This is a genomic window from Dolichospermum circinale AWQC131C, from assembly GCF_000426905.1.
GTDB lineage: Bacteria > Cyanobacteriota > Cyanobacteriia > Cyanobacteriales > Nostocaceae > Dolichospermum > Dolichospermum circinale.
Genome location: NZ_KE384638.1, coordinates 13,828 through 20,683, shown reverse-complemented (window position 1 = coordinate 20,683; position 6,856 = coordinate 13,828). Strand labels below are relative to the sequence as shown.

General features: G+C 36.6%; 6 protein-coding genes. 2 read left to right on the top strand and 4 right to left on the bottom strand.

From position 1 onward, the window contains the following. Positions 1-50 precede the first annotated feature (50 nt). The gene (locus ACIR131C_RS23250; RefSeq protein ID WP_051347615.1) at positions 51-1,193 is read right to left on the bottom strand and encodes a SpoIIE family protein phosphatase; all 1,143 of its coding nucleotides are present in this window, start codon (positions 1,191-1,193) and stop codon (positions 51-53) included. Positions 1,194-1,294: 101 nt separating this feature from the next. On the opposite strand from ACIR131C_RS23250, the gene ACIR131C_RS23245 reads away from it, so the two are divergent. After that, positions 1,295-1,594 (top strand): ATP-binding protein, encoded by a 300-nt coding sequence (locus tag ACIR131C_RS23245; RefSeq protein ID WP_334310860.1) that lies wholly within the window; start codon positions 1,295-1,297, stop codon positions 1,592-1,594. 307 nt (positions 1,595-1,901) lie between these two features. Here ACIR131C_RS23245 and ACIR131C_RS0117885 read toward each other — a convergent pair whose 3' ends face one another. Both ACIR131C_RS0117885 and ACIR131C_RS0117880 read right to left on the bottom strand, forming a co-directional pair. Then, positions 1,902-2,945, bottom strand: coding sequence for a 3-deoxy-7-phosphoheptulonate synthase (locus tag ACIR131C_RS0117885; RefSeq protein ID WP_028091296.1), 1,044 nt, complete (start codon positions 2,943-2,945; stop codon positions 1,902-1,904). A gap of 373 nt (positions 2,946-3,318) precedes the next feature. After that, positions 3,319-3,696 carry a DUF1823 family protein gene (locus tag ACIR131C_RS0117880; protein WP_028091295.1) on the bottom strand — a complete coding sequence of 126 codons (378 nt, stop codon included), beginning with the start codon at positions 3,694-3,696 and terminating at the stop codon, positions 3,319-3,321. A gap of 433 nt (positions 3,697-4,129) precedes the next feature. On the opposite strand from ACIR131C_RS0117880, the gene ACIR131C_RS0117875 reads away from it, so the two are divergent. Beyond that, entirely contained in the window at positions 4,130-6,235 is a 2,106-nt protein-coding gene (locus ACIR131C_RS0117875) for a M3 family metallopeptidase (RefSeq protein ID WP_028091294.1), read from the top strand. A gap of 83 nt (positions 6,236-6,318) precedes the next feature. Here the strand turns inward: ACIR131C_RS0117875 and ACIR131C_RS0117870 are convergent, their stop codons facing one another. Beyond that, positions 6,319-6,555 carry a hypothetical protein gene (locus ACIR131C_RS0117870; RefSeq protein WP_028091293.1) on the bottom strand — a complete coding sequence of 79 codons (237 nt, stop codon included), beginning with the start codon at positions 6,553-6,555 and terminating at the stop codon, positions 6,319-6,321. Positions 6,556-6,856: the final 301 nt, after the last annotated feature.

Below are 6,856 nucleotides of genomic sequence, written 5' to 3'. Positions count from 1 at the left end.
TAGATGAAATCATCCGTGATTATTGTGTATCTTAATGTCTCATTCTTAAGTTAAATAACTATACTTATAATCTCAGGTAAGAGTTGATTAATATGATTGTTATTTGTCTGATTATGGGTGAGCAATAAATTAACAAAGGAGTCGAAACCCCAAATTTGTCCCCCTGGTTGCAGCAGTTCGTAAGCACCATCACTAAAAATATATAAACTGCTGTTTTCTGCAACGTCTAAAATAGCAGTTTCAAAACTGATACCTGGTAAAAAGCCAATGGGTAAATCCAGAGATTCTAGTTTAATAACCTCAGTGCTGGAGGAATCATTTCCAAATATTAATACAGCCGGTGGATGTCCAGCATTGCTATAAACTAGCTGATGATTAACACGATTAAAAACACAGTACAAAATGGTAAAGTATTTATCGCCATGTTTACTCATTTGAAAACTTTCATTGAGCGCTTTGAGAACTGCTGCTGGTTGACAAAAATTAGTATTTGGTAGAGACTGCGATCGCAAGATATTCAATACAGATACAGATAACAAAGCCGAGCCTACACCATGACCAGAGACATCTAATAGATAAATTGCCAAATGCTCATCATCAATCCAATAGTAATCAAAACAATCCCCTCCCAACTGTGCTGAAGGTACAAATAAAGATTCTATGGTCACTGACCCTACAAGTGGTAATGGTAAAAGCGATCGCACATAATCAGCAGCTTCAGCTAGTTCGGTTTCTAAAGCTTGCTTTTGATGCTGCAAATCTCGATTTAACTGCTCTAAAATTTGCTTTTGATGCTGCAAATCTCGACTTAATTGATGTAGCCTTAATCCTGCTCTTACCCGTGCTTTTAACTCATTCATCTCAATGGGTTTAGAGATAAATTCATCTGCTCCTGCGTCCAATCCCCTGACACGATCATCTTCCTCTCCCAAAGAAGCTCCTTTTGCAGTCAGAAGAATAAAAAAAGTTGTAGCTAATTCGGGATCTGACTTAATCTGACGACACACTTGTAAACCATCTATCCCAGACATTACCCAATCACAGATAATGAGAGCGGGACATAATTTTTTGGCTTCTATTATTCCCTCTTCGCCATTAGCCGCTATGGTAACATCATAGCCCTGGGTTTTCAGCGTCTTTTTCAAAACCATTCGTAAGATAGGATCATCATCAATGACAAGGATTTTAAACATTTTGACCGTTAAACAGTTTGAATAATTACTTATTCATTACTCTACATTAAATCTTGTCTAAGGATTTACATTTTTCTTTTTCACATTCTATGGATTGACCAATGAATCATAAAATCTACCTAAAAACCAATACAGATATTAATGCTACAAGTGAAGTTTTATCCTGGCTGGAGCAAATCAACCAGCCCCCATTTAATAATCAAACAATTTGGTGGGAATTACAAACACTACTAGTAGAAGGATTTATTAATATTGTAGAACACGCTCACAAAAAATTACCCAGAGAAACCCCGATTGAATTAGAAGTTATCAGACTCGAAGAAGATATAGAAATTCGGATATGGTCTTTGGGAGAACCTTTTGAGTTAGAAAAGCAATTGCAAATAACTTCAGCATTATAGGATAATGATCAAGAACGAGGACGGGGATTGCAAATAATGTCCTCCATTGCTGACAAACTGTCTTATAAACTAACAGATGACAATCGTTATTGTTTATTTATCAGTAAACATTATTGTTAGAACATGAAATTGATTTTGCACTATTACTAGACATGGCGTGGAAAAAAATCTAGGGACAATTAATGAATTATCCCTATCATAGTTTCCAGTTAGCCACATTTGATTCTCATCAGATGTCTACTGTATTGGTAATAGATTCACTCAATTTATTCATCTGTGGTATGAATACATGAAACCTGCTGTGGATTTAGGTCAATTTGGCGTGAGCAGCCAAAATAATTCTTTCTGTTTCTTCCCAATTAATACATTTATCAGTTACGGAAACACCATATTTTAGATCTTCACGATTTCCTGTAATCGGTTGACTACCTTCATACAAATTCGATTCTAGCATCATTCCCACAATGGAACTATTACCATCTAATATTTGCTGAATAATATTTTCAAACACCATAGATTGTAACCTGTAATCTTTATTAGTATTACCATGACTACAATCAACAACTATTCTTGGTGATAATTTGGCTGCTTTTAATTGTTCTTCCACTAATTTAATGTTCTCTGCATCAAAATTAGGCTGAGTTCCACCACGCAGAATTACATGACCATGAGCATTTCCCCTAGTTTGAAATACACTCACTTGTCCCTTTTGATTAATACCCAGAAAATTATGGGGTGTTCTCGCTGATTTGAGTGCATTTACAGCTACTTGAATATTCCCGTCAGTACCGTTTTTAAAACCCACCGGCATAGATAAACCACTAGCCATTTCTCGGTGTGTTTGTGATTCAGTTGTTCTCGCGCCAATTGCAGACCAAGATACCAATTCACTGATATATTGAGGGATAATCGGATCAAGTGCTTCTGTGGCCGTTGGTAATCCTAACTCTGTCAACTTTAACAATAAACTTCTAGCAATTAATATCCCCTTTTCTACATTAAAGGAATCATCCATTTCGGGATCATTAATTAGTCCTTTCCAGCCTACGGTAGTTCTCGGTTTTTCAAAATAAACTCGCATAATTAACAGCAGTTTATCCTCAACTTTTTTCGCTAAATCTAGTAATTTTTCCCCATATTCTATGGCTGCTTTAGGATCATGTATTGAACAAGGACCAACAACAATGAATTTTCGTCTATCTTGGAAATCTAGAATATGTTCTATTTCTTGTCTGAATTTTAAAATTGTATTTTCAGCGGTCTTGGTTAAAGGTAATTTTTCCTTGACTTCATTAGGAGTTAGCAAAACATGAGAACTCTTAATGTTAGTGTTAATTAATTTGTGGATCATAGCAGAAATCTCTTGATTTGTGTTATACGTTAGCAATCCTAAAACTTCTGTGACACTGTTTTTTATTCTCTTTAAGTCTAAATTAGTTAGTTAACAAAAAACAAGTTGCACAAATTCAGGTAGGATTATTATGTGCAAGGGTTGATATATATTAATATACACAGCTTTTTGAAAAAATACAACATAAGTCTGTGTTATTTCCATAACATTAGCCGGGAGAAGATAATTTAATACCTCAACCGAAATCAGAAGTAATAACCGCAGATAAACGCAGATAACCGCAGATGAAGATAAATAAATTTATAAGCTTGATGATTCTGTACAGATTATTAGCAAATAACATGATTTTCAAGGTAGATGCAGTTCAGTAATTTTACTCAATTTTACCGGTGGTGATTAACATATAACTTAATAACCAATTTGCGGAGGTGGCTCTGCGAGTTTGTCGCGGACCAAATTCACCAATTTTGTAACCTTTAAAACCTAATTTTTCTTTAAGTAGTTGTTTATTTTCAGGAGGAATAGAACGAGTTAATTTCATAGTTGCTGGCCGAGAATCTATAAAATCCGGTGGTTGGGGATATTCGTCTCTCCATGCCGTCTCTACTTGACTATGATCATAAGTCTTTGTTGTGGTATCATAGCGATAACCTAAGTAATACCATAGTAATTGGTTCACGGTAGCATCATCAATTGTATCATTAATGATTGCCCAAATTGTTTCTGTATTCAACGGCGGTAGGTTAGACATGATTTTCACAGAACAGAGAAAATAGATAATATATAGATTAGATCATATATAGCTTATTTCTTATACTTAGAAAGCTTAATGATGTTTTTTGATCAGATACCGCATATTATGTACTCAAAATGTAAATTTCCCATAGCGGATATGACTACAGAATCAGCAAAAATAAAAGTAATTAGTTGGAAAAAAATTGCTACAATATTAGTTTTGTAATTCTAGTAATGGGAAAGTTTGTCGCCACGTTTTTGACTTATGCTGATTATATCACATAGGTCTCTCAAAGGTGTTTTCAACCCAAAAATAGTGCGGTAACAGTCATGCGTATCAACTTAAGCTTTCCTGAAAAAGCTAATTTATACGCTTACTGATTCAGCATATAAAGCAAGAAAAATCAATTTTTGTCCCCACTTAACTCCTTGGCTATTAATTCACTACCATGCGTGCAACTGCTACTATTTCTCAAAATCCTTTACTTCAAAGCTCTGGTTTACCTGCATTTGCGGATATTAAACCGGAGCAAGTCGAACCAGCTTTTAATTATTTATTAGCGGAACTTGAAAAGCAGTTAACCATCCTAGAGGCCAATATACAGCCTACTTGGACTGGTTTAATAGAACCTTTAGAAAAATTGACAGAAAGACTAAATTGGAGTTGGGGAATACTCAATCATTTAATGGGCGTTAAAAATAGTCCAGAACTACGTATTGCTTATGAAAAGGTACAGCCACAAGTAGTTCAATTTCTAAATACCTTGGGTCAAAGTAAACCTATTTATAATGCTTTTAAAGCAATTCGTAATAGTCATACCTGGGAAACTTTAGATTCAGCCCAACAGAGAATTATTAAAGCGGCTATTCGAGATGCAGAATTGTCAGGTGTGGGCTTAGAGGGAGAATCCAGGGAGCGTTTTAATGCTATTCAGATGGAATTAGCAGAACTAGCTACTAGGTTTGCTAATCATATCCTAGATGCCACTAAAGGCTTTATTTTAATCCTCACCACTTCAGATGAAATTGAAGGCTTACCAAGCAGCTTGTTAAGCCTTGCAGCCCAAGCTGCTCGCACGGCTGGAGAGGAAAATGCTACAGCAGAACATGGTCCTTGGTATATTACTTTAGATTTTCCCAGTTATTTCCCTTTTATGCAGCATAGTACCAGACGGGATTTGCGGGAAAAAGTTTATAAAGCTTATATTACCCGAGCATCTTCTGGAGAGTTAGATAATAATCCCTTAATTACCCGCATTTTAGAGTTAAGAAAGGAATTAGCTCAGTTAATTGGCTTTGAAACTTTTGCTGAACTCAGTTTAGCTAGTAAAATGGCTCAGGATGTTCCCTCTGTAGAAAAACTTTTAGAAGAACTTCGTCAAGCTAGTTATAATGCTGCTGTTAAAGATTTAGACAAACTTAAAGCTTTTGCAAAGAATAAAAAGGCAGCAGAAGCAGAAAATTTGCAACACTGGGATATTAGTTTTTGGGCTGAACGTCAGCGGGAAGAAAAATTTGCTTTTACGGCTGAAGAGTTACGCCCCTATTTTCCCCTCCCTCAAGTCCTAGATGGTTTATTCGGGCTGGTAAAAAGGCTTTTTGGTGTCACAGTAACTCCTGCTGACGGCCAAGCACCAGTATGGCATGAAGATGTCCGTTATTTCCAAATTGCTGATAAATACGGTGAAACCATTGCCTATTTTTACTTAGATGCTTACAGCCGTCCTGCTGAAAAACGTGGTGGTGCTTGGATGGATGCTTGTATTCACCGCAAACAAATCAAAGAGAATGATGTAACTACTATCCGTCTCCCTGTCGCTTATTTGATTTGTAACCAAACGCCTCCTGTGGATGGTAATCCTAGTTTAATGGCTTTTGACGAAGTTGAGACATTATTCCATGAATTTGGACATGGTTTACATCATATGCTGACTAAGGTAAATTACCTGGGAGCAGCAGGTATTAATAATGTAGAATGGGATGCAGTAGAATTACCAAGCCAATTTATGGAAAATTGGTGTTATGACCACCATACCTTATTGGGTATGGCCAAACATTATCAAACAGGTGAACCATTACCAGAACATTATTACCAAAAGTTGTTGGCGGCACGTAATTATATGAGTGGTTCAGCTATGTTGCGACAGATATATTTCAGCAGTGTGGATTTGGAATTACATCACCGCTATTGTCCCCAGGGTCAGGAAACTGTCACAGATGTGCAACACCGGATTGCTAAGTTGACAACTGTGTTACCACCATTACCAGAGGATGGGTTTTTGTGTGCTTTCGGTCATATTTTTGAAGGAGGTTATGCAGCGGGTTACTATAGCTATAAATGGGCTGAGGTGCTTAGTGCTGATGCTTTTGCTGCTTTTGAAGAAGCGGGCTTGGAAGATGAGGCCGCAATTCATGATATTGGTAGACGCTATCGAGATACAATTTTAGCATTAGGTGGTAGTCAGCATCCCATGGATGTCTTTAAAACCTTCCGGGGACGAGAACCCAGTACCAAGGCTTTACTCAAACACAATGGGCTGCTAACTGACCCGTAAATTGGCAATTGAAGGTATAAGAGGACAACACAATTCAAAATCCCAAAGAAAACCTGTTCCTCTTACCTCTGGACTGAGTGAATTTATATTACAGCTTCCTCGCGTTGGCAATCAAAGAAAAGTTCAAAATCAGTATCAAGAATTAACTGGCGTATGTGCTGAATATAACCTTCTGCATCCGAACGACTGCGGAATCTGGCAACAATTACTTTTTCCTGTTCGGTAACGACACGGGCTACAGCCCAGCCGTTCAACCTTTTTCTGTAAGCTATGGCTTGATGTTCTGAAGTGGTGTTTTTGTAATCCGTATTTTGTGGCATGATTATTTTATGCGTATGAACTTGAGTGAAGGGCGTTACTTTGTGTCTTAACTAAGAATGTACCATCGCTTTTTATTGATGATGCCACCTTGGTATTACATATTTTCAAAATTGTCAATACGTGATGCAACAACTTATTTTTTAACAAAATTTACTTTTATTTACTGCTAAGGAGTAAATACTGGTTTACTCAGTATTTTAGCTTACATATAAATAATTATAGTCGTATAAATTATTATATCATTTGTTTGTAGTCAGGGCTTTAGCCCTGATGGGTGTTACCATAGGGTTTTGAACATAG